General features: G+C 43.8%; 20 protein-coding genes. 10 read left to right on the forward strand and 10 right to left on the reverse strand.

Annotated features, from left to right (window positions below):
- The first annotated feature begins 347 nt into the window (after positions 1–347).
- Both secA and IEV39_RS12930 read left to right on the forward strand, forming a co-directional pair.
- Positions 348–3,083 carry a preprotein translocase subunit SecA gene (secA, locus tag IEV39_RS12925; RefSeq protein ID WP_005288927.1) on the forward strand — a complete coding sequence of 912 codons (2,736 nt, stop codon included), beginning with the start codon at positions 348–350 and terminating at the stop codon, positions 3,081–3,083.
- Between the two features lie 149 nt (positions 3,084–3,232).
- Complete coding sequence (locus IEV39_RS12930; protein ID WP_005288925.1) at positions 3,233–3,640, forward strand: hypothetical protein; 408 nt, start codon at positions 3,233–3,235, stop codon at positions 3,638–3,640.
- Between the two features lie 66 nt (positions 3,641–3,706).
- Here IEV39_RS12930 and lpxO read toward each other — a convergent pair whose 3' ends face one another.
- The 3 genes from lpxO to trhA all read right to left on the reverse strand — a co-directional run bounded on the left by lpxO (position 3,707) and on the right by trhA (position 6,916).
- Positions 3,707–4,612, reverse strand: coding sequence for a lipid A hydroxylase LpxO (gene lpxO, locus IEV39_RS12935; protein WP_005226913.1), 906 nt, complete (start codon positions 4,610–4,612; stop codon positions 3,707–3,709).
- 161 nt (positions 4,613–4,773) lie between these two features.
- Positions 4,774–6,084: an MFS transporter gene (locus IEV39_RS12940; protein WP_005226915.1), complete on the reverse strand. Its 1,311-nt coding sequence runs from the start codon at positions 6,082–6,084 to the stop codon at positions 4,774–4,776.
- 190 nt (positions 6,085–6,274) lie between these two features.
- A complete protein-coding gene (gene trhA / locus IEV39_RS12945; RefSeq protein WP_005288921.1) occupies positions 6,275–6,916 on the reverse strand; it encodes a PAQR family membrane homeostasis protein TrhA in 642 nt (213 codons plus the stop codon).
- A 100-nt stretch (positions 6,917–7,016) separates the two neighbouring features.
- Here trhA and IEV39_RS12950 point away from each other — a divergent pair, with 100 nt between their 5' ends.
- Positions 7,017–8,234, forward strand: coding sequence for a class I SAM-dependent methyltransferase (locus tag IEV39_RS12950; protein WP_005288917.1), 1,218 nt, complete (start codon positions 7,017–7,019; stop codon positions 8,232–8,234).
- Between the two features lie 17 nt (positions 8,235–8,251).
- Positions 8,252–8,680 carry a GNAT family N-acetyltransferase gene (locus IEV39_RS12955; protein ID WP_005288914.1) on the forward strand — a complete coding sequence of 143 codons (429 nt, stop codon included), beginning with the start codon at positions 8,252–8,254 and terminating at the stop codon, positions 8,678–8,680.
- Between the two features lie 26 nt (positions 8,681–8,706).
- On the opposite strand, the gene IEV39_RS12960 is transcribed toward IEV39_RS12955, so the two are convergent.
- The 5 genes from IEV39_RS12960 to IEV39_RS12980 form a co-directional block, all read right to left on the reverse strand.
- Complete coding sequence (locus IEV39_RS12960; protein WP_005288911.1) at positions 8,707–8,937, reverse strand: hypothetical protein; 231 nt, start codon at positions 8,935–8,937, stop codon at positions 8,707–8,709.
- 180 nt (positions 8,938–9,117) lie between these two features.
- The gene (locus IEV39_RS12965; RefSeq protein WP_005288908.1) at positions 9,118–9,972 is read right to left on the reverse strand and encodes a patatin-like phospholipase family protein; all 855 of its coding nucleotides are present in this window, start codon (positions 9,970–9,972) and stop codon (positions 9,118–9,120) included.
- 66 nt (positions 9,973–10,038) lie between these two features.
- Positions 10,039–10,260: a hypothetical protein gene (locus IEV39_RS12970; protein ID WP_005226923.1), complete on the reverse strand. Its 222-nt coding sequence runs from the start codon at positions 10,258–10,260 to the stop codon at positions 10,039–10,041.
- Between the two features lie 167 nt (positions 10,261–10,427).
- On the reverse strand, positions 10,428–12,563 hold the full coding sequence (locus IEV39_RS12975) for a 3-hydroxyacyl-CoA dehydrogenase NAD-binding domain-containing protein (RefSeq protein WP_005288905.1): 2,136 nt from the start codon (positions 12,561–12,563) through the stop codon (positions 10,428–10,430).
- Positions 12,564–12,573: 10 nt separating this feature from the next.
- Complete coding sequence (locus tag IEV39_RS12980; protein ID WP_005288901.1) at positions 12,574–13,779, reverse strand: acetyl-CoA C-acetyltransferase; 1,206 nt, start codon at positions 13,777–13,779, stop codon at positions 12,574–12,576.
- A gap of 173 nt (positions 13,780–13,952) precedes the next feature.
- Between IEV39_RS12980 and IEV39_RS12985 the strand changes: the two genes are divergently transcribed.
- A complete protein-coding gene (locus tag IEV39_RS12985; protein ID WP_005288898.1) occupies positions 13,953–14,495 on the forward strand; it encodes a P-loop NTPase family protein in 543 nt (180 codons plus the stop codon).
- Positions 14,496–14,532: 37 nt separating this feature from the next.
- Here the strand turns inward: IEV39_RS12985 and IEV39_RS12990 are convergent, their stop codons facing one another.
- Positions 14,533–14,991 (reverse strand): GNAT family N-acetyltransferase, encoded by a 459-nt coding sequence (locus tag IEV39_RS12990; protein WP_005288895.1) that lies wholly within the window; start codon positions 14,989–14,991, stop codon positions 14,533–14,535.
- Between the two features lie 93 nt (positions 14,992–15,084).
- Complete coding sequence (locus IEV39_RS12995; RefSeq protein WP_005226928.1) at positions 15,085–16,098, reverse strand: AraC family transcriptional regulator; 1,014 nt, start codon at positions 16,096–16,098, stop codon at positions 15,085–15,087.
- Between the two features lie 478 nt (positions 16,099–16,576).
- Between IEV39_RS12995 and IEV39_RS13000 the strand changes: the two genes are divergently transcribed.
- The 5 genes from IEV39_RS13000 to IEV39_RS13020 all read left to right on the forward strand — a co-directional run bounded on the left by IEV39_RS13000 (position 16,577) and on the right by IEV39_RS13020 (position 23,908).
- Positions 16,577–17,695: a CaiB/BaiF CoA transferase family protein gene (locus IEV39_RS13000; protein WP_005288890.1), complete on the forward strand. Its 1,119-nt coding sequence runs from the start codon at positions 16,577–16,579 to the stop codon at positions 17,693–17,695.
- A 144-nt stretch (positions 17,696–17,839) separates the two neighbouring features.
- On the forward strand, positions 17,840–19,063 hold the full coding sequence (locus tag IEV39_RS13005; protein ID WP_171067905.1) for a carbohydrate porin: 1,224 nt from the start codon (positions 17,840–17,842) through the stop codon (positions 19,061–19,063).
- A 144-nt stretch (positions 19,064–19,207) separates the two neighbouring features.
- A complete protein-coding gene (locus IEV39_RS13010) occupies positions 19,208–21,613 on the forward strand; it encodes a glucose/quinate/shikimate family membrane-bound PQQ-dependent dehydrogenase (protein ID WP_005288884.1) in 2,406 nt (801 codons plus the stop codon).
- A 173-nt stretch (positions 21,614–21,786) separates the two neighbouring features.
- Complete coding sequence (locus IEV39_RS13015; protein ID WP_005226932.1) at positions 21,787–23,430, forward strand: nitrite/sulfite reductase; 1,644 nt, start codon at positions 21,787–21,789, stop codon at positions 23,428–23,430.
- Positions 23,423–23,908: a DUF934 domain-containing protein gene (locus IEV39_RS13020; protein ID WP_005288880.1), complete on the forward strand. Its 486-nt coding sequence runs from the start codon at positions 23,423–23,425 to the stop codon at positions 23,906–23,908. Before IEV39_RS13015 ends, IEV39_RS13020 begins: the two co-directional genes overlap by 8 nt.
- The last annotated feature ends 29 nt before the right edge of the window (positions 23,909–23,937 follow it).

A 23,937-nucleotide genomic window follows, 5' to 3' on the forward strand; every position in this document is an offset into this window, starting at 1 on the left:
TTTTTTCTATGTCGTTTCTCTATTCAATATGCAGCATTCACTTTATAAATAAAATTATTGTTTTTGTATTTTGTTATGAACTTTTGAGATATCTCTTAGGGATCTTGTTAAAAAATGATCGGAAATTCACATTCAGGTCGATGTAAGTTTAAGGCAAATTTGCTACATTAACGCATCTTTACTGGTGTGATGTCAGAATCGCCTCGCAGATTTTTTTACCTGTTTGGATGCAAAGCACTTGTAGTTCTTATTTCTGACTCCATAATAACAGCTAAGAAAAAATTAACCGACCTAGGGTTTGTTGTTATTGACGAACCTTATAACAAACAGGATTAGAGAGTTTATTCATGTTGGCAAGTCTGATCGGAGGTATCTTCGGTACAAAAAATGAGCGCGAGCTCAAACGCATGCGTAAAATTGTTGAACAAATTAATGCGCTTGAACCGACGATATCTGCTCTTAACGATGCAGACCTCTCTGCAAAAACTCCAGAATTCAAACAACGTTTTAGTAATGGCGAAAATTTAGATAAATTATTGCCAGAAGCATTTGCTGTCTGCCGTGAAGCGGCAAAACGTGTCATGGGCATGCGTCACTACGATGTACAGTTAATTGGTGGTATTACCTTGCACGAAGGTAAAATTGCCGAGATGCGTACCGGTGAAGGTAAAACCCTGATGGGTACTTTGGCGTGTTATCTCAATGCATTGAGTGGTCAAGGCGTTCACGTCATTACCGTAAACGATTACTTGGCGCAGCGTGATGCCGAGTTAAACCGTCCTTTATTCGAATTTTTAGGCTTGAGCATTGGGGTGATTTACTCCATGCAGATGCCTGATGAAAAGGCACAAGCCTATACGGCCGATATTACTTACGGGACCAACAACGAATTTGGTTTCGATTATCTGCGCGACAACATGGTGTTCTCGTTACAAGAGAAAAAACAACGCGGCTTAAGCTATGCCATCATCGATGAGGTCGATTCGATCCTGATTGATGAGGCGCGTACACCATTGATCATTTCTGGTCAAAGCGAAGACTCATCTCAGTTATACCAGCTGATCAACAGTATTCCGCCAACATTACGTCCACAGAAAGAAGAAAAAGTGGCAGATGGTGGACATTTCTGGGTGGATGAAAAGCAGCGTTCAGTAGAAATGACTGAAATCGGTTATGAAACGGTTGAACAGAAACTGATTGAAATGGGACTGTTGGCTGAAGGTGAAAGCCTGTATTCAGCAACCAACCTGAATCTGGTTCACCATGTGACTGCGGCAATCCGTGCGCACTATTTGTACCAGAAGAATGTACATTACATTATTGGTATCAATCCGCAGACGCAAAAAGAAGAAGTGATTATTGTCGATGAGAGCACGGGTCGTACCATGCCGGGTCGTCGTTGGTCAGAAGGTTTGCATCAAGCGGTTGAAGCCAAAGAAAACATGGAAATTCAGCCGGAAAACCAGACACTGGCAACCACAACTTTCCAGAACTATTTCCGTCTGTATAAAAAGCTGTCAGGTATGACCGGTACTGCCGATACTGAAGCTTCGGAAATGAAAGAAATTTATGGTCTGGATGTGGTGATTATTCCAACCCACCGTCCAATGGTCCGTGTCGATCATAACGATTTGATCTATTTAAACCGTAATGGTAAATATACCGCGATTATTGAAGAAATTACCAAGATTCGTCAGCAGGGCGTTGCACCGATCCTGATCGGTACCGCGACGATTGAAGCCAGTGAAATTTTATCTGCCAAGTTATTACAGGCTGGTATTCATCATGAAGTCCTGAATGCGAAACAGCATGAGCGTGAAGCAGATATTATTGCGCAAGCAGGTAGTCCGAATGCGGTGACGATCGCAACTAACATGGCGGGCCGTGGTACCGATATTTTGCTGGGTGGTAACTGGAAAGCCAAGCTTGCCAAAATTGAAAATGCGACACCTGAAGATGAAGCGCGTTTACAGGCCCAATGGGAAAAAGATCACGAAGACGTGTTAAGTTCTGGCGGTCTGCATATCATTGGTTCTGAGCGTCATGAATCACGTCGTATTGACAACCAGTTGCGTGGTCGTGCAGGTCGTCAGGGTGACCCGGGTGTATCTCGTTTCTATCTGTCGCTTGAAGATGATTTGATGCGTATCTTCGCGGGTGACCGTGTAGTTGCCATGATGCGTGCCATGGGCTTGCAAGAAAGCGAAGCGATTGAGCACAAGATGGTCAGCCGTTCGATTGAAAATGCACAACGTAAAGTTGAGGCTCGTAACTTCGATATTCGTAAGAACCTGTTGAAGTACGATGACGTGAACAACGAACAACGTAAGATCATCTATTCGCAACGTGATGAAGTTCTGGCAGAAAGTACGCTACAAGACTATATCGAAGAAATGCATCACGAAGTGGTGAAAGGCCTAATTGCCAACTTTATTCCACCAGAGTCGATTCATGACCAATGGGATATTGAAGGTCTGGAAGGGGCATTACAGTCTGACTTGGGAATCGAGTTACCGGTACAACAATGGTTAGACCAAGATCGCCGTTTAGACGAGGAAGGTCTGATTGAGCGTATTGCAGATGAAGTGATTACCCGTTATCGCCAACGTCGTGAGCAAATGGGAGATGAATCCGCAGCTATGCTGGAACGTCATTTCATGTTGAACTCACTGGATCGTCATTGGAAAGATCATTTGGCGGCGATGGATTACTTACGTCAAGGGATTCATTTACGTGGTTATGCACAAAAGAACCCTGAACAAGAATACAAGAAAGAAGCCTTCAACTTATTCGTGAATATGCTGGGTATTATCAAGTCTGATGTGGTGACTGATTTATCTCGTGTTCATGTACCGACAGCCGAAGAATTGGCGGAACTTGAAGCGCAGCAACAACGTCAGGCTGAATCAATGCGTCTTTCATTTGAACATGATGATGTCGATGGTTTAACCGGAGAAGTCACGGTTTCTGAAGAAACTGAAGGCTTTACCGACAATGCACCATTCCCGGTACCGGAAAGCCGTAATGCGCCGTGCCCATGTGGTTCAGGCTTAAAATACAAGCAATGTCACGGTAAAATCTAAATCCTGATTTTTAGATTGCACTAAAATAAAAAAGCAGAGCATTGGACTCTGCTTTTTTTACGATAAATAACTTGAGTCAATGGCAGCTTTGTAGTTTCATTATTGAACTTACAGATCTTGATTGAATTCGCATTAAAAGCGGGAAGACAATGAAAAAACCATTACAACTTTTAATTTTGGCAAGTGCTGCAGTGTCAGGTTTTGCATTTGCAGCTGAAGCTCCACAAACCACGACTGTTGATAAAGTATTGGCAGCAAAAGGTACTAACACGGCAGAAGCGCAAGTCAAGCGCGAAGTGACGACTGTGGTCAGCCCGCGTACTGGTATTCGCTATACTTTAGGCGAAACAGGTAACCGTCCAATCGTATTGCAAACTGCAGCAATTGCACCAGCGAACTCTGCCAACATCAATCGTATTGTAGCATCAAACCCGGCATTGTCTGCAAAAAGCCAAGAGAAAGCGAAGATTGCTTTAATTGGTGAAACTGCAGTTCAGGCGGCGAATGCGGCTGCTGCACAAACTGCGGGCACCCAAACAGCTCAGGCGATTCAATAAGCAGTCGCTTCAGAATAAAAAAAGAGATGCAATCGCATCTCTTTTTTTATGGCTAAACCAATAGATTTACAGAAAACTTGGCAGCAGGATCAGGCCAATAATAATCGCAAATAACAACCACTTTGAAGCGTAGTACAGTGGACGATTACGTTCTTTTAAACCACGGCCATAATGATGTACCGCATAGCCATATTTGAAAATACGGTTGATGAAACCGGTCTTGTCTTGGTCATCATTGGGTGAGCTTGCAGCTGACATGACATTACGGCCAAACCAGTGGTTGAACTTTTGTGCCCAGCCCCATTTCATTGGTCGTTCAATATCACAGAACAGGATAATGCGCGTTTCATCGGTCTTATTCTCAGCCCAGTGCACGAAGGTCTCGTCAAATACAGTGGCTTCACCATCTCTCCAGCTATAACGCTCCTGATCGACCTCAATAAAGCAGTCATCGCTATTCGGAGTCACCAAGCCAAGATGGTAGCGTACCGAACCCGCATAAGGATCACGGTGCTTACCCAAGTAACTTCCGGAAGGAAGCTCGGTGAACATCGCCGCTTTCACTGAGGGAATGCTTTCCAGTAGTGCTACGGTTTTGGGACAGAGTTGTTGTGCTGACGGATGACTATCTTGATACCATTTCAGATAAAAGCGTTTCCAGCCACGTTTAAAGAAGGTGTTAAAGCCCGCATCATTATTCTTTTCAGAGGCTTTAATCTGGTTCTGTAGCTGAATGGCTTCCTCGCGAATCACCTGCCAGTTATCTTGCAGTGGTTTGAGTTCAGGGAACTGCGCCACATCAAAGAAAGGTTGGTTTGGCAATTTGGAAAAGCCCGTCATAAACATGTTAATCGGCGCTAAAAATGTCGAATGGTCAAATAATTGTCGAGATGCTTTTAAGCGCTCTTTACCACGTAAATAGGTATATAAGAAGCTGATTAAAAATACGGCAACGATAATCACTGCGTACATAACACAATCGTCTAAGAAAAAATAAAGGCGGTTATTTTAGCACAAAAAATATTTGGAAGAATGCAGTTGCAAAAGCAACTTTATAAGATAAAACAGCATAAATTGAATGGTATTTCAGATGATCTGGATCGGTTATTTACAGATCATCTGAAATTCAGTGCTTAAATCTGATTATTTACATCATCATGTTTGGTTTCACGAATCAGTAAAAAGGCGATTAAAGACAGGATCGACGCGCAGCTGAGATATAGGCCCACTGCACCCAGACCATAACTTTCAGCCAGTTTGGTCGCAATATAAGGTGCAAAAGAGGCACCGAAAATACCTGCCAGATTAAAGGTTAATGCAGAGCCAGTATAACGGACCGAGATGGGAAAAATCTCTGACAGTACGGTACCAATTGGTCCATAGGTTAAACCCATAATCGCAAGACCGATACACAGGAACAAGAACACCAGCAGTGGATTACCTGAGCCTAATAACGGTGCAAAGCAAAGTCCGAACAAGGCAGAAAGTACACAGACTGCAATCGAAGTGTTTTTACGGCCAAACTTCTCTGCAAAAATCGCAGAGAGGGGAATAAAGGCAGCAAAACATAAGGTTGCGAATAGTTGTAACACCAGAAACTCACCGCGCGCATAACCGAGTTTGGTGGTGCCCCAGTTCAAGGCAAAAACCGTGGTGAGATAAAACACCACAAAGGTACAGATGGCTGCGATGGTACCCAGGATTAACATGGGCAAATGTTTGGTCATAACTTCCTTGAAAGGAACATTGACTTCTTTTTGCTTATTCAAGACTTTCTGGAAGGCCGGTGTTTCATGCAGCTTTAAACGGATGTACAAGCCAACCAAGACCAAGATTGCACTGGCAATAAATGGAATACGCCAGCCCCAGGTCATGAACGCCTGTTCTGTCATAAAAGCATTCAGCAGTAAAAATGAGCCTGTGGCAAGGATAAAGCCGATCGGTGCACCGAGTTGCGGGAACATGCCATACCAGGCACGTTTGCCTTCTGGTGCATTCTCCGTAGCGAGCAAGACGGCACCGCTCCATTCACCACCCAGACCTAAACCTTGTCCTAGACGGCATAAGGCGAGCAGGAGCGGGGCTGCAAGACCAATCTGCGCATAAGTCGGTAACAGACCAATACACACTGTTGAAATACCCATGGTCAGCAAGGCAGCCACCAAGGTTGCTTTACGGCCGATCCGGTCACCGAGATGCCCAAACAGTGCCGCACCGATCGGGCGTGCAATAAAGGCGATGGCAAAGGTTGCCAGTGATTTTAGAACGGCAGCACCATCGCTACTTTCTGGAAAAAATAAATGTGGAAAAATGAGTACAGCGGCTGTGGCGTAGATATAAAAGTCAAAAAACTCAATCGTGGTACCGACAAGGCTGGCAAATAATACCCGTACTTTTGAATTGCTGGCCACTTCCGGGGTGGCAGTCGTAGTGCTTGACGACATACAAGACCTTCATGTTATTCGTTCAAGAACATATGGGGGCTACTGACATTTCACCAATACTTGCGACAGTGGGTATCTTTAGCCAGTCACGCAATGTATGGATGAAACGCCAACAGCCCTAATGACTGTCTTGAAAAATTCCTTTTGAATGTGCAGTTTTACTTAGAAAAACTGAATGTTATATAAGGACTTATAATACATAACAGTAGATCGCTAAAAAGTGTAATCCTGCCCCTAATAGCACAAAAACATGCCAAATTGCGTGGGTATATCTTACCTTTTTTAACGCATAAAACAATGTGCCGATGGTATAAGCCAATCCTCCTGCAATTAAGAGTTGTATCGCATCTTTGCTTAGATAACGCTGCATATCATCCATCACCAGAATGGCGAGCCAGCCCATCAACAGATAGGCTGCCAGAGAAATCTTCTGGAAGCGGTGAATAAAGACCAGCTTAAACAGGGTGCCGATCAGCGCAATGATCCATAAGGCAATCAGCAGGTAGTGAGCTTTGGCGGTGGGAATCGCAATACTCAGAAACGGGGTATAGGTGCCAGCAATCAGATAATAAATCGCAGTATGATCCAGCTTTTTATACCAGTAGCGTTTACGTTCATCCACTGCAAAGTGATAAAGCATGGAACTGCTGAGTAGCAGTACCAGACTAAAGCCATAGACCCATAAACTCATCCACTGGCCTAAGGGCAGTGCATGGCCCTTAACGATCAGAAAAATGGAAGCAATCAAAGCAAGGGCAGCACCTAGCCCATGACTATAGGCATTGATCAGTTCTTCTTTGGGGTCATAGTCCAGCAATGTTTTTGAGTTCATCAAGCGATCAGTTGCATAAAAATACAACTGTATCGTAATGCAATTTCCCTTTTAAAGTAAGACGCTTTAAAATTTAGTTTCTATTTGTCAGGTTTTCATTATGTTTGCGCCGAATTTTTCTTTTGAACAGGAACAGCAGTTTTTCTTGGATATCCAGCAATCTATTGAAAATAAAAGCTTTGATCGGCTGATTCTGAGTCAGTACAAAGGGGAGCTGGCACATTTAGAGAAAATCACTTTCCGTATGATTGAACTGCAAGGACAGGCAACTTTGTCGTGTTTGTATCACCATACGACACAAGACATCACCAAAAACTATTCGATTACCGAAGGGCTGGAAAAGATTGCTGAATTATTGGCACAATCTAAACAGGCCAATTTATTTACCTTGAATCAAGATATTCAGCTCAAGAAAAATAAAAAGAAAGCCATGTTGACCCACCAGAAAAAACAGGCAGCAACGGACAAGCTTGAACAACAGCAGCATAATCGTGAAAAGCAGCGTTATGTGCAACAGCAAAGCCTGTTCTTAAAACATCTTGGCATTACCGATGAAAAAGGGCAAATCGTGCCTAGCATGGCACGGAAATGGAAACAGATTAATAAATTTATTGAGATCTTTTCGAATGCCTATGAACAGATCGATGCTGCACAACAGGAATTAAATATTGTCGATTTTGGTTCGGGTAAAGGTTATTTAACGTTTGCCCTATATGATTATTTACAAGCACAGCAAAAGACGCCTTTAATCACTGGGGTGGAGCTGCGTTCCAATCTGGTGGAGTTCTGCCAGCATGTGGCTGATCAGGTCGGTTTTAATCACCTGGACTTTTTTGAAGGTGATGTTCGGAGCTATCAACCAGAAAAACTGGATGTGATGATTGCATTACATGCCTGTGATATTGCAACGGATTTTGCCATTCATACCGGGATTCGTCTTAATGCATCCATGATCATGTGCGCGCCGTGCTGTCATAAAGAGCTACGTCCACAATTACAAAGTCCAGAGGTGTTACAGCCGATGCTTCAGTTTGGCATTCATGCCGGACAGCAGGCAGAAATGTTGACAGACACCTTACGTGCCTTGTTGCTGAAAGCCTATGGTTATGAAACCAAGGTATTTGAGTTTGTATCTTTGGAACATACCAGCAAAAATAAAATGATTCTGGCGACCAAGCGCAAAGATATACAACAACCTGATGCTAAAATTATGCAGCAGATTCAAGCCTTAAAAGCGATGTATGGGATTGAAAAGCAAAGTCTGGAACTGTTATTGCAAGATCAGATGCCAGTCGAGAATATTGGCTGTAAGTGTTAATTAAAACAGAGAAAACGATGTATCAAGTCAAACAGGGCATTTGGGATCAATTACAGCACGATGCGAAATTGATCCGGACATTGGTTTTTATTCAGGAGCAAGGCATTGCGGAAGCAGATGAGTGGGATGAGCAAGATGCGATCTCACAACACTTCGTCCTTTATGATCAGGATCAGCCGATTGCGACAGCACGATTATTAAAAAATAATAGTGTGGGGCGAGTTGCAGTACTGAAGGCTTATCGGGGGCAAGGTCTTGGCCAAATGATCATGCAAGAGATTCTGGCTTATGCACGACAGCAGCAGCGTGAATTTCTGCATTTATCCTCACAAGTGCATGCGATTTCATTTTACGAACAGCTTGGATTTGCAGTGCAAGGCGAGGCATATGATGAATGTGGTATTCCTCATATTGAGATGATCATGCCGATTACAGCAAAGGTCTAAGCTGTCATTGACATTCATTGATCTGATTACTGCTTAGATTGCTCCGCCACTTCGGAACTGGCCGGAGCAGCTTCCTGAGCATGCGCTTTCTGTTGCTGTGCCTTGCGTTGCGCGCCAGGCATATAATCAGGTTCTTGGGTCATCGCTAAATAGAAAAAACTTAAAAAAATGGTACTGAGTACCCCAACAATGATGACAAATTTCCATCCCAATACGGTTTCATTTGAATCTTTTTGTGGGGATGGCTGCTTATTCATAATCAATTCCCAAATAAATAAAAAATAAAAGCAGATTTTGCGCCTTTTTCGCTGCTGTTGCCAAGTCTAAAATAGCAATGTGAATCCTGTTGAGTTAACGGGACAGTCTAAAAGGAAAATATTCTGGAGATATGGCGGGTGGATCAGCATGACCACGCTGATCCTGTCTTAATATCGGATTTAAAGTTTGTTCCAGTCTTCGATGGCCTGTAAGCCAACATCTAAACCTACATCATAGCTATAGCGGATTTTGGCCTTATTCTTGGTCAGTCGGCCTGCCATATTTTTCAGATCGGGTGGGCAGACTTCCAGAATTTTTTGTCCTGATGGGGTGCGCACAAACTGAACCGAATCATTATAACGTTGTGTTCTGGACAATAGACTTTGTGCAAAGCCGTGATTTTGTTTGAACAGATATTTTGCAAGGAACTGATCGCCTTTGCTGCCCGCTTTATAATAATTCTGGGGACGGGTTCGTACGACCATCAATTTGGAAACATCATGCTGTTGTGCTGCCCAAAGTACCGGCAAGGCGTCTGCTACACCCCCATCGAAATAAGGCTCTCCAAACACCTCAACGGCTTGGCGTGTCAGTACCGGAATGGAGCTAGAGGCTCTTAGGCCATCCAGAATATTGTCTTTTGAAGCTTTAATATAGGTAGCTTCGCCGGTAATGGCGTGGGTGAGGACCATATAGAATTCAGGATGATTGGCAAATAAATGTGCCTGATTCAGTGGATGTTCGCTTTCCACGACATCCCACATCCATTTTAAATCGAGCAGGTCACCGCCTTTGAAAAAACGGCCATAATGAATAAATTCTTTTCGAAGCGAATGATCTAAGTAGATCTGTAGGGTACGGCCTTGTTGTGCAGCCAGATAGTTGGCGACATTGGTTGAGCCAGAAGAAACACCAACACAGAGATCGAAGGGATTAAACTGTTGCTGTAAAAATGCATCTAGGACACCGCTGGTGAATGCACCGCGCATTCCACCACCTTCAACAACCAGTGCCTGACGATTTTGTTGAAGCATTGAATATCTCGAATAATATGATAAATCCATGTTTTACACGGATTTATCATATTCCACAATAACACTTTAGTGATTGTGCTGGTGGTTTTCCATGCTAGTTTCAGACATCATGGATGATTGTGACATTTCAGACTGAGGTGCCACTTTATTTTTGTTCATCGGCATATAATCTGGCTCGTTATTCATGGCTAAATAGAAAACCACCATAAAAATAAAGCTTAGAATACAGGTGATAATTAATGCTTTCCAACCCCACGGTGAGGTTTCTGGACAGAGTTTCTCAGACATAAGATAGTTCCAAAGGACAAAAAAATTAAAGCAAAACTGTTGGTGGTTATAGCATAAATCGTGACGTAATGCTCGTAAGTTTTGCTGGCGTGCCATTGAAAAAAGAAAAAAGCCCGTACAGACAACGAGTTCCATACGGGCTGATCTGCAACGCAGAGAGCATAAAATTATTGAATGATTTCTTTTCTCTGCGCGAGGTCTTTTAAGCGTTGTGGTGGCGCAAAACGTTCACCATATTGGTCTGCCAGTTGTTGAGCACGTTGCAAGGATTGCTCAATCCCGTTTTGATTCAGGAATTGAATCGCTCCACCTGTCCACGGTGCAAAACCGATTCCAAAAATTGAACCGACATTGGCATCAATCACAGACTCTAAAACACCTTCTTCATAGCAGCGTAAAGTATCCAGCGCCTGTACAAACAAGAAGCGGTCAATCATGTCCTGTTCCGAAATACTGTTGTCTTTCTGCCAACGGCTGAGTCCATCCCATAAATGCTTTTTGCCATTTTCAGGATAGTCGTAGAAACCGGCACCTGCGGCCTTACCTTTACGATTCAACTCGTGAATCATGGTATGCACCACGTCATCGACAGGGGTTTTCGGTAAATCTTTACCTTCAGCTTGCAAGGCTTTACGGGTTTCGCTAGCAACGTGTTCAGTCAAGCTTAAAGAGACTTCGTCCTGAATCGCGAGTGGACCTACAGGCATACCAGCTTTCAATGCCGCCATTTCAATTTTGGCTGGATGTACGCCTTCTGCAAGTAAACGCATCCCTTCCTGAATAAAGGTTCCGAACACACGGCTGGTAAAGAAACCGCGGCTGTCATTGACGACAATTGGGGTTTTGGCAATTTGCTGCACAAAGTCATAGGCTTTCGCTAAGGTATCCGCAGAAGTCTCTTTGCCTTTAATAATTTCAACCAGTTGCATCTTATCTACTGGACTAAAGAAGTGTAGGCCAATGAACTTCTGAGCATCTTTGCTTGCTGTCGCCAAACCTGTGATTGGCAGGGTCGAGGTATTCGATGCAAAGATGCCACCTTCAGCCAAATATTGTTCAGCTTCCTGAGTCACTTTGGCTTTTAATTCCTGATTCTCAAACACCGCTTCGATGATCAGATCACAGCCTTGCAGATCAGCTGCATCAGCGGTTGCCGTAATCAGCGCTAAAACCTGGTCACGTTTTTCTGCGGTCATACGACCTTGAGAAACACGCTTGTCCAAAAGTTTTTGTGAATAAGCTTTGCCTTTCTCTGCATTTTCAACTGATACATCTTTCAGGATCACAGGGATGCCTTTGATTGCGGTTGAATAGGCAATGCCTGCACCCATCATACCCGCACCTAACACACCCACTTTAGTCGCTTGCCATTTTGCAACATCCGCAGGGCGGCTTACACCCGACTTGATGGCATTGAGGCCATGCCAGAAGGTACCGATCATATTTTTGGAAATCTGGCCGACAGTAAGTTGCGTAAAGTAACGCGACTCAATACGTAAGGCAGTATCAACATCAACCTGCCCACCTTCTACTGCTGCCGCCATGATCGCTTCAGGCGCAGGGTAGCAACCTTTGGTTTTATCACGTAGTATTGCAGGCGCAATGGCAAGTACTTGTGCTACAGCAGGGGTTTTCGGATCGCCACCCGGAATTTTGTAGCCTTTAACATCAAAAGGTTGCTGTGACTTTGGATTGGCTTTGACCCAGGCAATCGCCTTATCTAACAGCTCTTGCTCATTCTCGGCGGTGTCATGCACTAAACCGAGTGATTTTGCTTTATCGACACCAAATTGCTTGCCTTCCATTAGGAACGGAAATGCATTTTGCAGGCCAAGTAAACGTACCATACGCACGATACCACCACCGCCTGGCAGCAAACCTAAAGTGACTTCAGGCAAACCAAACTTGGTTTTTGGATCATTGATGGCAATACGGTAATGACAGCCTAGAGCAATTTCCCAACCGCCACCGAGCGCCGTACCATTTAAGGCCGCAACAACAGGTACGCCTAAAGTTTCAATCGCACGTAAGTCGCCTTTGAGCTCTTCAATCATCTTGAAAAATTCAGTGGCATGTTCAGGCTGAACCTGAATCAGTTCATCCAGGTCTCCACCAGCAAAAAAGGTTTTCTTGGCAGAACGGAAAATAATGCCTTTCAGATCCGTTTCTGTTTTGAGCTTTTGACTGACTTGTTGGAGTGACTCACGGAATTCTGAATTCATGGTGTTGGCAGATTGACCCGATGAATCAAGGGTAAGAATTACAATATTGTCAGCGTTTTTTTCGTATTTAATAGCGCTCATGTTGTGCTCCTTACACCAACTCAATAATGGTGGCGATCCCCATTCCACCACCGACACACAATGTGGCCAAACCACGTTTTTTACCTTGACGCTCTAATTCATCTAGCAAGGTGCCTAAAATCATGGCGCCCGTTGCACCGAGTGGATGACCCATCGCAATTGCACCGCCATTGACATTGACTTTCTCAGCTGGAACCTTGAGCTCATTGATAAAACGCATCACTACGGCAGCAAAGGCTTCATTCACTTCAAACAGGTCAATATCATCAATCGTTAAGCCAGCTTTGGCCAAGGCTTTACGCGCAGCAGGCGCAGGACCTGTCAGCATAATGGTTGGATCGGTACCGACCAATGCCGTTGCCAATACTTTGGCACGTGGTTTTAAGCCTTGTTCTTTCACTGCTTTTTCAGAAGCCAGTAACACTACTGCAGCCCCATCGACGATGCCTGAGGAGTTACCTGCATGATGAACATGGTTAATTTTTTGTGCTTCTGGGTACTTCTGTAAGGCAACGGCGTCAAAGCCCATTTGTCCCATCATTTCAAAGCTGGCATTCAGTTTTGCCAAACCTTCAACGGTGGTATTGCCTTTAATAAATTCATCTTTTTCCAAGATCAGTACACCTGAATGATCTTTGACAGGCACCACGGATTTATCGAAATAGCCATTGGCTTGAGCTGCAGCTGCTTTTTGTTGTGAACCGACTGCAAAAGCATCGACATCTTCACGACTATAACCATCTAAAGTGGCAATTAAATCTGCCCCAACGCCTTGTGGTACAAAAGACGATTTTAAGTTAGTTTCAGGATCAAGTGCCCAAGGACCGCCATCAGAACCCATTGGAATACGAGACATCGATTCCACACCACCTGCAACGACTACATCTTCCCAACCAGAACGGACTTTTTGTGCGGCCAAGTTGACAGCCTCTAAACCAGATGCACAGAAACGGTTAATTTGCACACCAGCAACATCATCATTCCAGCCCGCTGCAATCGCTGCGGTTTTAGCAATATCACCGCCTTGGTCTGCAATCGGAGTAACGCAGCCTAAAACGATATCATCGACTTTTGAAGTATCGAGCTGATGGCGTTGTTGTAATTCATTCAATAATGATGTGAGTAATGTAATCGGTTTGACTTCATGCAGTGAGCCATCTTTTTTTCCTTTTCCGCGTGGCGTGCGAATGGCATCAATAATGTAGGCCTCGCTCATAGGTTTTCCTTGTATCACCTTAAAATTGTTGTTTATCGAGTGTACTCAATTTAAAGGTCAGTGCAATGATGATAAACGTTGGCAAGTTTGATGTTTTTCGCCAATTTCTCAGCTTGCAGTAAAAATCATTTTTTCTTTATGATGGAAATTCAGGCCATAGCTCAAGATTTCAAATGAAATTTATCAATATTGTGGGAACATCTGCTGCTGGGAAAACGACTTTTGCCCGTCATCTCGCGCAAAAGCTAGGTTTGTCGCATATTGAGATGGATGATCTATTTTGGCTGGATAACTGGCAGGAAACGCCAGATCATGAGTTTTTTGCTAAATTACAAAGTCAAATTGATCAGGCACCTCGAGGATGGGTACTTGATGGTAATTATTCTCGAACACTGGATTTAAAGCTTAAATATATTGATACGATTATTTGGCTGGATTATTCATTTTCGTTAAATCTGTACCGCTCAGTTAAACGAGCAATTAGTCGAGCGCTGACACAAAAAAGATTATGGGAAAATTCCAATAATCGAGAGAGTTTCAAAACCAGTTTTTTATCTAAGGACTCTATTATTTTATGGATGATTACCCATCATGCTCAAAATCGTAAAAAGTATTTAGCTATGATCAACGATCCTCAGTATCAACATATCCAGTTTATACGTTTGGCTTCGCCAAAACAGGCCGCAATATTTTTAAAGCAAATTAAGGCAAATTGATGCATATCAAAACAACAGCCCTGTGCTTGTTCAGGCATCAGGATAAATCTAAATGAAAGAATTGATTATAGGGTGATTCGTTATATTCTGCGAAAGCCGCGCCTTCAATAAAACCAAACTTCTTATAAAGTTTGATTGCGGCATCAAAGTGAACGTCTTTTCCCGTTTCTAAACTGATTCGTTGATAGTGACGTTGCCGAGCGAGTTTTAATAAAAATTCAAGCAGTTGTGCTGCGACGCCTTGACGCAAATGATCAGGATGAGTCCGCATAGACTTGATTTCTGCATGGTCGGGTGTCAGCTCTTGGATTGCGCCACAGCCCAGTAATTGATCGTCATTCCATAAGGTATAAAAACTAATAGAATCTTTTTGCAAACTACTCAGGTCTAATGCAAAACTATGTTCAATAGGTGTGTTCTGATGCAGGCCATACAAATGGAGATGAATGAGATTTTGGACTTGTGGGTGAGTGAAATCACCTTTTTTTATGATCATTGTTGTTCAAGCTTATCGTAAAATTAAGCTTATTTTTTACCATAGTTTTAAAAGAGCGTTCAACAATCTCTGGTTGAACACTCGAATGAAAAATTAGTTGTGATGCCCGTGCAATTGACGGTATAGACCTGGGGTGACACCTGTCCATTTCTTAAAGGCACGGTGGAAGGTACTGGTTTCACTAAAGCCCACTTGCTGCGCTACATCTTCAAGAGTGAGATTTGGAGTCAACAATAAATGAATCGCCGCATCACGACGCAAGGCATCTTTAACCCCTTGGTAGCTTTTACCTTCGGCAGCCAAACGGCGACGCAAGGTTTGCGGTGATAAGTACAACATTGCAGCAACATCATTAAGCGTTGGCATTTCTTCGCCAATCTGGCTCTTTAATACATCACGAATACGTGAAGTAAGTGAGTTGGTGTTTTTGAATTTTACTAACAGTTGTGCTGGTGCAGCTTTCAGGAATTCTTCTAAAGTCTTTTCATCCTGACGGATCGGGAGATCAAGATAATCCGCTGCAAAAGTAATTTCGGTACGTGGCGCATCAAACTGCATGACCGGAGCGAAGAATAATGCATCATATTCATCGGCATGATTAGGACGTTCATAACCAAAATGAACACGTTCTAAAGGGAGACGACGTTCGATTAACCATGAAGCAAGACCGTGCCAGATCATTAACATGCTTTCGGTAATAAAGTGATCCGGATCTAGGGCTTTAGGAATGTGCGGAACCAAACGGGCTTCATGCTTGTCACGTTCCAGGCTGACCGCCCACTCATCGCCAAATAACTTGTAGAACTGAGATGAAAGTTCCAGTGCTTGTCCCAGTGTCTTGGAATGAATAATCAATTGACACATGATGGCAAAAGTACCAAGTCGGCGTGGTTGTACATCAAAACCGACATGTTCGTCTTGAGTAACCATCCATAACATCTTGATAAAACGGGTGTACTGCTCTGGAGAGATTCGAGCTTTCGGTTGGCGCAGTAACTCTGCTTCTATACCGACATGTGAAAGTAACGTTTCAACGTCCATGCCTAGGCGTTTAACACCTGTTAAAGCCGCATTCACGAAGTGGATGCTGATCGTATCACGGCTCATATTGAATCCTTCAGTTTCTTTACTATTCACGATAATTGACCTAAATAACCGTCTAAAATAAAAAGGGCTTGTTAGTTGATCAGATATAGCTGCGACAATAGACATTTTTTAGATGATACAAGGCATGGCTTGTGAAGTTTAGTACTTCTAAATGAGCATGACATAACGCAGTAGCATCAAAAAATGCCTTTGTCCCGTAGGGTTGTGGCAAAAATTTCCTCATCCATCGTTATGAAACTCGGAAATGAATTATCATTCCTGTCGTTTCATGTCTCGTCTGATAAAATTTTTGCTGACAACGCAACATATATATGATCAATTAACAAGCCCTATGGCAATTGACAAGAAAAATAATTGCGCCTTGTATACATGTTAAATTGCCGAAACTATCAAGGTAAATGGCTGAACATGACATTGTTTTTGTGTTTATCCACACCTAGTATAAAAGAAAATTTGAACAAATTGAGTAAAAATTATCATGCCATCTGCTCTAAAAGGATTGAAAGTCCTCGATTTTTCTACTTTATTACCAGGACCATTTGCCAGTATGTACCTTGCCGACATGGGTGCAGAAGTTATCCATATTGAATCTCCAACACGTCCCGATCTGGTAAGGATTATGCCACCCTATGCGAATGGTCAGGCCACTGCACATAGTTATCTCAATCGAAACAAGCAGTCAATCGCACTCGATCTAAAAGATGCCGCCAATATTGAACTGATCAAAACTAAAATCTCCGAGTTCGATATTGTACTGGAGCAGTTCCGTCCAGATGTAATGCGCCGTTTAGGTCTGGACTATGAAACCCTGGCTGAGATTAACCCAAGATTGATCTATTGCTCAATTACCGGCTATGGTCAGACAGGCGCCTATAAAGACCGGGCCGGGCATGACATTAACTATTTAGCCTTGGCTGGCGTTTCTGGACATAGTGGTCGTCAGGATAGTGGCCCACCGCCTTTAGGGATTCAGATTGCCGATGTCGCAGGCGGTTCTTTACATGCCGTGATTGGTATTCTTGCCGCCGTAGTTGAGCGTCAACGCAGTGGCTTGGGACAGTATATTGATATTTCTATGACCGATTGTGTCGCTAGTCTGAATAGTATGGCCGCATCCGCCAGTCTGGCCGGGCAGACGCCGCAAGCACCCGAAGCTGGCATGCTCAATGGCGCAAGCTTCTATGATTATTATGAAACCAAAGATGGGCGTTATTTTTCGGTTGGAAGTTTAGAGCCACAATTTATGGCGGGTTTGGCTGCTGCTTTAGACTTACCTCTATTGCTGGCAAAAGGTGCCTCTTTTGATCCTGAAGATCGTCAAGCAGTCAAGCATGCGCTGCAAGAGAAGTTTAAAACCCAGAATTTTTCAGAATGGCAACATCTGTTCCAGAGTCTGGATATTTGTGTGGAACCGGTACTCAGTCTGGATGAAGCATTGGTCTCGCCAATGGCCCAACAACGCGGCTGGGTGGTGGATGTGCCTTTATCTGGAAATACTTCACAAACTGAGCCACAGTTGGCCTGTCCTATTAAGTTTTCCCGTTCTCAAATGAAGTATGCCTTTATCGGGCAGGGGCTGGGTGAGGGTAAGTGGTAGAAAATATGTGCGACTAATCACTGATTGTTAAAATATTGTACAGATTGTTAACATTTTGAATAAGTTGTAATTTAAAAATAAGAGTAACCTTTTATACACAATAACATAAAAGGTTACGTAAACATGACAATCTCTAAGTCTTTGATTGTTTCTTGTTTATCCGTTCTATCATTGAGTCTTTTTGCACATCAAACTCAAGCCGCTTCTCCTGCCTTTGACCCAAATGGTCAATGGCTGTTTGGTGATTGGAACGGTCAACGCACGGCGTTGCAAGAACAGGGTTACAAATTTTCTGCTGATTACACGGGTGAATTTGCAGGGGTTTTAGATTCTAAACAGCACTCAAGCCATGGCAGTGAATTCACTGGACAACTGGCTTTGGGTACCAACTTCGACCTGAATAAAATTTTAGGTTGGCAAGATACTGAGGCACAGATCACAGTCACTTACCGTGATGGTCAGTCTTTGTCACAAACTGCAGTGGGTTTACAAGGCCACCAGAGTTCTGTACAGGAAGTCTGGGGTCGTGGTCAAACTTGGCGCCTGACGGATCTCTGGATCAAAAAGAAATTTTTAGATCAGGCCTTAGATATTAAAGTCGGTCGTTTTGGTGAAGGTGAAGATTTCAACAGCTTTGCCTGTGACTTCCAGAACCTGGCTTTATGTGGTTCGCAGGTCGGTAACTGGGTCGGCGATCAATGGTACAACTGGCCAGTTAGCCAGTGGGCATTACGTGTCAAATACAACTTGCAGCCTGACCTGTATGCACAAATCGGGGCGTACGAATACAACCCTGAAAACTTGCAGCGTGGTAAAGGTTTCAATTTAAGTACGGATGGTTCACGTGGTGCGATTATCCCGGCTGAAGTGGTGTGGACGCCAAAACTCGGTGCATTGTCTTTACCTGGCGAATACCGTTTTGGCTACTACTACAGTACGGCTGATGCCGCAGAAATTGAAAATCCTGCCAAGACTGGACACAAACAAGGTGGCTGGTTCACCGTAAAACAACAGTTAACCCGTCATGATGGTCAGTCGGATCGTGGTTTAACTGGTTTCGTCAATGTCACGGTACATGATTCCAAAACCAATGCAGTTAAAGACATGCAAAATGTCGGTCTGATCTATAAAGGTTTACTGGACCAGCGTCCGCAAGACGAACTGGCTTTGGGTGTCGCACGTATCCATGCCAATGATGAAAATAACAGTTTGCTGGATGAAGAGTACAACACCGAGTTGTATTACGGCATTCATGCCACCAACTGGCTCACCATCCGTCCAAATATTCAATATGTACACCATGTGGGCGCATTGAAAGATGGCGATAAAACATGGGTGGGCGGCATCAAGTTCCAAACCATTTTCTAATTTCGGTACTCGAGCAATTTTGCAGATGGCGTTCATAAAACGGACTGTATCTGCAAAATACTTGTTGTGATTTGAACTCGACCATCCAGTCGATCATGTCTGCGCTGGATGGATCTACAAATACAAAAGATGCAAGGTGATCTTATGAATCAATCTGCTTCAAAATCTGGGCTTAGAACCTTGACGGTGATCATTATCGCCCTCATTGCGTTGTTCTTGCTCATCGGCGGTATCTGGCTTGCTGCAATCGGCGGGTCTTTTTATTATGTAGTTGCAGGTGTGCTGTTGCTGATTGTGGCAGTACAACTTTATAAACGCGCTTCAGGCCCGTTATGGGTTTATGCTGCCCTCATGCTCGGAAGTGTGATCTGGGGTATCTGGGAAGTGGGTACAGACTTCTGGGCACTGGCACCACGTCTTGATATTCTGGGTATTCTCGGTCTCTGGTTACTCATTCCTGCAGTGACACGTGGTATTGATAATCTGGCATCAAGCAAGGTGGCATTATCATCAACCTTAGCAATTGCGATTGTGGTGATGGTGTACTCGATCTTCAATGATCCTCAGGAAATCAATGGCGTAATCCAGACACCACAACCTGCGCAAGCGAAAGCGGTTGACGGGATTGCACCTGAAGACTGGCCTGCATATGGTCGTAGTCAGGGGGGAGAGCGTTATTCTCCATTGACCCAGATCAATGATAAAAACGTCAAAGACCTGAAGGTAGCCTGGACCTTGCGTACCGGTGATTTCAGAACTGAAAATGACTCAGGTGAAACCACCAATCAGGTCACGCCAATCAAGATTGGCAATAACATGTTTATGTGTACCCCACATCAACATTTAATCTCGATTGACCCGGCAACAGGTAAGGAAAAATGGCGTTTTGATCCTAAACTCAAAACCGATAAAACCTTCCAGCATTTAACCTGTCGTGGTGTGATGTACTACGATGCTGCCAATACCACTGAATTTGCGACCAGTTTACAGGCGAAGAAGTCGGCCTCTACCGAGTGTCCACGTAAAGTCTTCGTTCCGGTTAACGATGGTCGTTTAGTCGCAGTGAATGCAGATACCGGTAAGGCATGTTCTGACTTTGGTCAAAATGGTGAAGTGAACTTGCAAGAGTTCATGCCATATGCATACCCAGGTGGTTATAACCCGACATCGCCAGGTGTAGTGTCTGGTACCACTGTCGTGATTGCAGGTTCAGTAACGGATAACTATTCGAGCAAAGAACCTTCTGGTGTGATTCGTGGTTATGACGTCAATACTGGTAAGCTGTTATGGGTATTTGATACGGGTGCTGCTGATCCAAATGCGATGCCTGGTCAAGACACAACTTTTGTGCATAACTCACCAAATGCGTGGGCACCGTTGGCCTACGATCCTAAACTGGACATTGTTTATGTACCGACAGGTGTAGGTACGCCAGATATCTGGGGTGGTGACCGTACCGAACTGAAAGAGCGTTATGCCAACTCAATGCTGGCGATCAATGCAACCACAGGTAAACTGGTATGGCATTTCCAGACCACACATCATGACTTGTGGGATATGGATGTTCCATCACAACCTTCATTGGCGGATATTCAGGATAAATCGGGACAAACTGTGCCAGCGATTTATGTCTTGACCAAAACAGGCAATGCCTTTGTTTTAGATCGCCGTAATGGTCAGCCAATCGTACCGATCACTGAAAAACCGGTACCACAAACCGTGAAGTGGGGACCACAGACCAAAGGTGAGTTCTATTCAAAAACCCAACCTTTCTCTGACCTTAACTTAGCACCGAAAGACAAGTTAACCGATAAAGACATGTGGGGTGCCACCATGTTTGATCAGTTAATGTGTCGCGTGAAATTTAAACGTCTAAACTATGACGGTATCTATACGCCACCTTCAGAAAATGGCACTTTAGTATTCCCGGGTAATCTCGGTGTATTCGAGTGGGGCGGTATGTCTGTGAATGCAGATCGTCAGGTTGCTGTCATGAATCCGATTGGCCTGCCATTTGTCAGCCGTTTGGTTCCTGCGGATCCAAACCGTCCTCAAACCGCGAAAGGAGCGGGTACAGAACAAGGCATGCAACCGATGTATGGTACGCCATATGGGGTTGAAATCAGTCCGTTCTTGTCACCATTCGGCTTACCGTGTAAACAACCGGGCTGGGGCTATGTGGCGGGTGTGGATTTGAAAACCCATGATGTCGTCTGGAAAAAACGTATCGGGACTATCCGTGACAGCTTGCCAAATCTATTCCAGTTGCCAGCAGTGAAAATTGGGGTACCGGGTCTAGGTGGTTCAATCTCGACTGCCGGTAACGTGATGTTTGTGGGTGCAACCCAAGATAACTACATCCGTGCCTTCAATGTTTCAAATGGCGACAAGTTATGGGAAGCACGTTTGCCAGCTGGTGGACAGGCAACACCGATGACTTATGAAGCCAACGGTAAACAATATGTGGTGATTATGGCCGGTGGACATGGTTCATTTGGTACCAAAATGGGTGATTATTTAGTTGCTTATGCTTTGCCAGATAAGAACTAATTTCATTTAGAAATCATCTTAAAAAGCCCGGATTCGTCTGGGCTTTTTCTTTTTATGGCAATTAGATAGGCTTATCAATAAAACCGTTATTAAATATGCAAAAAAAGCATTTTGTTGATGAATGAAAGCTCGCTATGCTAGTCGCCTTTATAATGAATGACTAGCCATACGCCATGTATTTATATACGGATTTCGATCAACAACTGATTAACCAACGTGTTGCTCAGTTTCGTGATCAGACAGAACGCTATTTAGCAGGAAAATTAACAGAAGACGAATATCGTCCACTACGTTTGCAAAATGGTTTATACGTGCAACGTTATGCGCCAATGCTCCGTATCGCTGTGCCGTATGGCTTGATGAATACCAAACAACTCAGAAAAATTGCTGAAATTGCGACGGAATATGACCGTGGTTATGCCCACGTTTCCACCCGTCAAAATATTCAGTTGAACTGGCCTGCATTAGAAAATGTGCCTGATATTCTTGCTGAACTGGCCACAGTGCAAATGCATGCGGTACAAACTTCGGGTAACTGTATCCGTAATACCACCACAGATCAGTTTGCGGGTGTTGTAGCAGGTGAGATTGCTGATCCACGTCCGACCTGTGAGTTGATTCGCCAGTGGAGTACTTTCCATCCTGAATTTGCCTTCTTGCCACGTAAGTTCAAGATTGCAGTATCTGCCTTGCAAGAGAAAGACCGTGCTGCAACAGCATTCCATGATATCGGTGTTTATCTGGTGCGTAATGATGCGGGTGAAATGGGCTATAAGATCATGGCAGGTGGTGGTTTGGGCCGTACCCCGATCATTGGTAGCGTGATTCGTGAATTCTTGCCGCGCGAAGATCTGATTGCCTATCTTGAGGCGACCTTACGTGTTTATAACTTACATGGCCGTCGTGATAACAAATATAAAGCACGTATCAAGATTCTGGTAAAAGCATTAACACCAGAAGTATTTGCGCAAAAAGTTGAAGCTGAATTTGAACACACTCGTGAAGCGTTAAAGATTCAACCTGAAATCTTGAAAAAAATGGATGAAGAATTTACGCCATTTGATTATCAGGATCTGGAAGATCAAGACTTCACAGCGCTGTTTGCCGAGCATCCGAAATTCAAACAGTGGTTTAACGTCAATACCAATGCACATAAAGTGAAAGGCTATCGTATTGTTACGATTTCTTTGAAACGTGCAGGGGTTGCGCCTGGTGATGTCACTTCTGAAGAAATGAACTTAATCGCAGACTTGGCGGATAAGTACACCTTTGGTGAGTTCCGTACCACGCACGAACAAAACATTTCATTGGTGGACGTACCACAGAAAGATTTATTTGAATTGTGGCAAACGCTGGAACATCACAACATGGCGCGTGCGCATATCGGCTTTATTACCGATATCATCTGCTGCCCAGGTGGGGATTTCTGTTCATTGGCCAATGCCAAATCAATTCCAATTTCAGAAGCGATTAGCCGCCGTTTTGAAGATTTAGATACGATTTACAATCTTGGCGAGCTTGACCTGAATATCTCAGGCTGTATGAACGCGTGTGGCCATCACCATGTTGGCAATATTGGTATTCTCGGGGTTGATAAAAAAGGTGCTGAGTTCTATCAAATCACTTTAGGTGGTCATGCAGATCATGATGCATCTTTAGGCGATATCTTAGGCCCATCTTTTGCTGCTGATGCTGTACCTGATGTGATTGAAGAAATCCTGAATACTTACCTTGATTTGCGTAATGAAGGTGAGCGTTTTATTGATACCTATCGCCGTGTTGGCATTCAACCATTCAAGGAGCGTGCTTATGCTTAATACATCGCTACAAGTGCTGTCTAAAGATGGCACGATTGCAGACAATACCTATCAGGTCATTGCAGAAGATGGTACGCTTCCTCAAGGTGATGTGGTATTAACCACGGCACAACTTGATCAATTGGCACAGGTACAGGGCAAAAAAGCGTTGTACATTACTGTGAATGATTCTCCTGAAACTCATCAATTTCCGTTAAATGAATTTGATGCGATCTTTATTGAGTTTGCCGGTTTTAATGATGGCCGTGGTTATTCATTTGCGGCCTTATTGCGCCGTCAGGGTTACCAAGGTGAGTTACGTGCGGTTGGTGATATCTTCAAGGACGTTTTAAATTATTTAAAACGTTCTGGCTTTGATACTTTTGTGGTGAAAGAAGGTAAGGACATTCATGAAGCCGCTGCGGGTCTTCAGGATTTTACCAACCCTTATCAGGCTTCAACTGCCGTGCCGCAAGCAAGTTATCAGACCGGGGCTTAAACCTTCTGTAATAAAAAAGCTGAACTCTG

Origin of the sequence: Acinetobacter courvalinii, from assembly GCF_014635545.1 — a bacterium.
In the GTDB taxonomy this organism is placed as follows: Bacteria; Pseudomonadota; Gammaproteobacteria; order Pseudomonadales; family Moraxellaceae; genus Acinetobacter; species Acinetobacter courvalinii.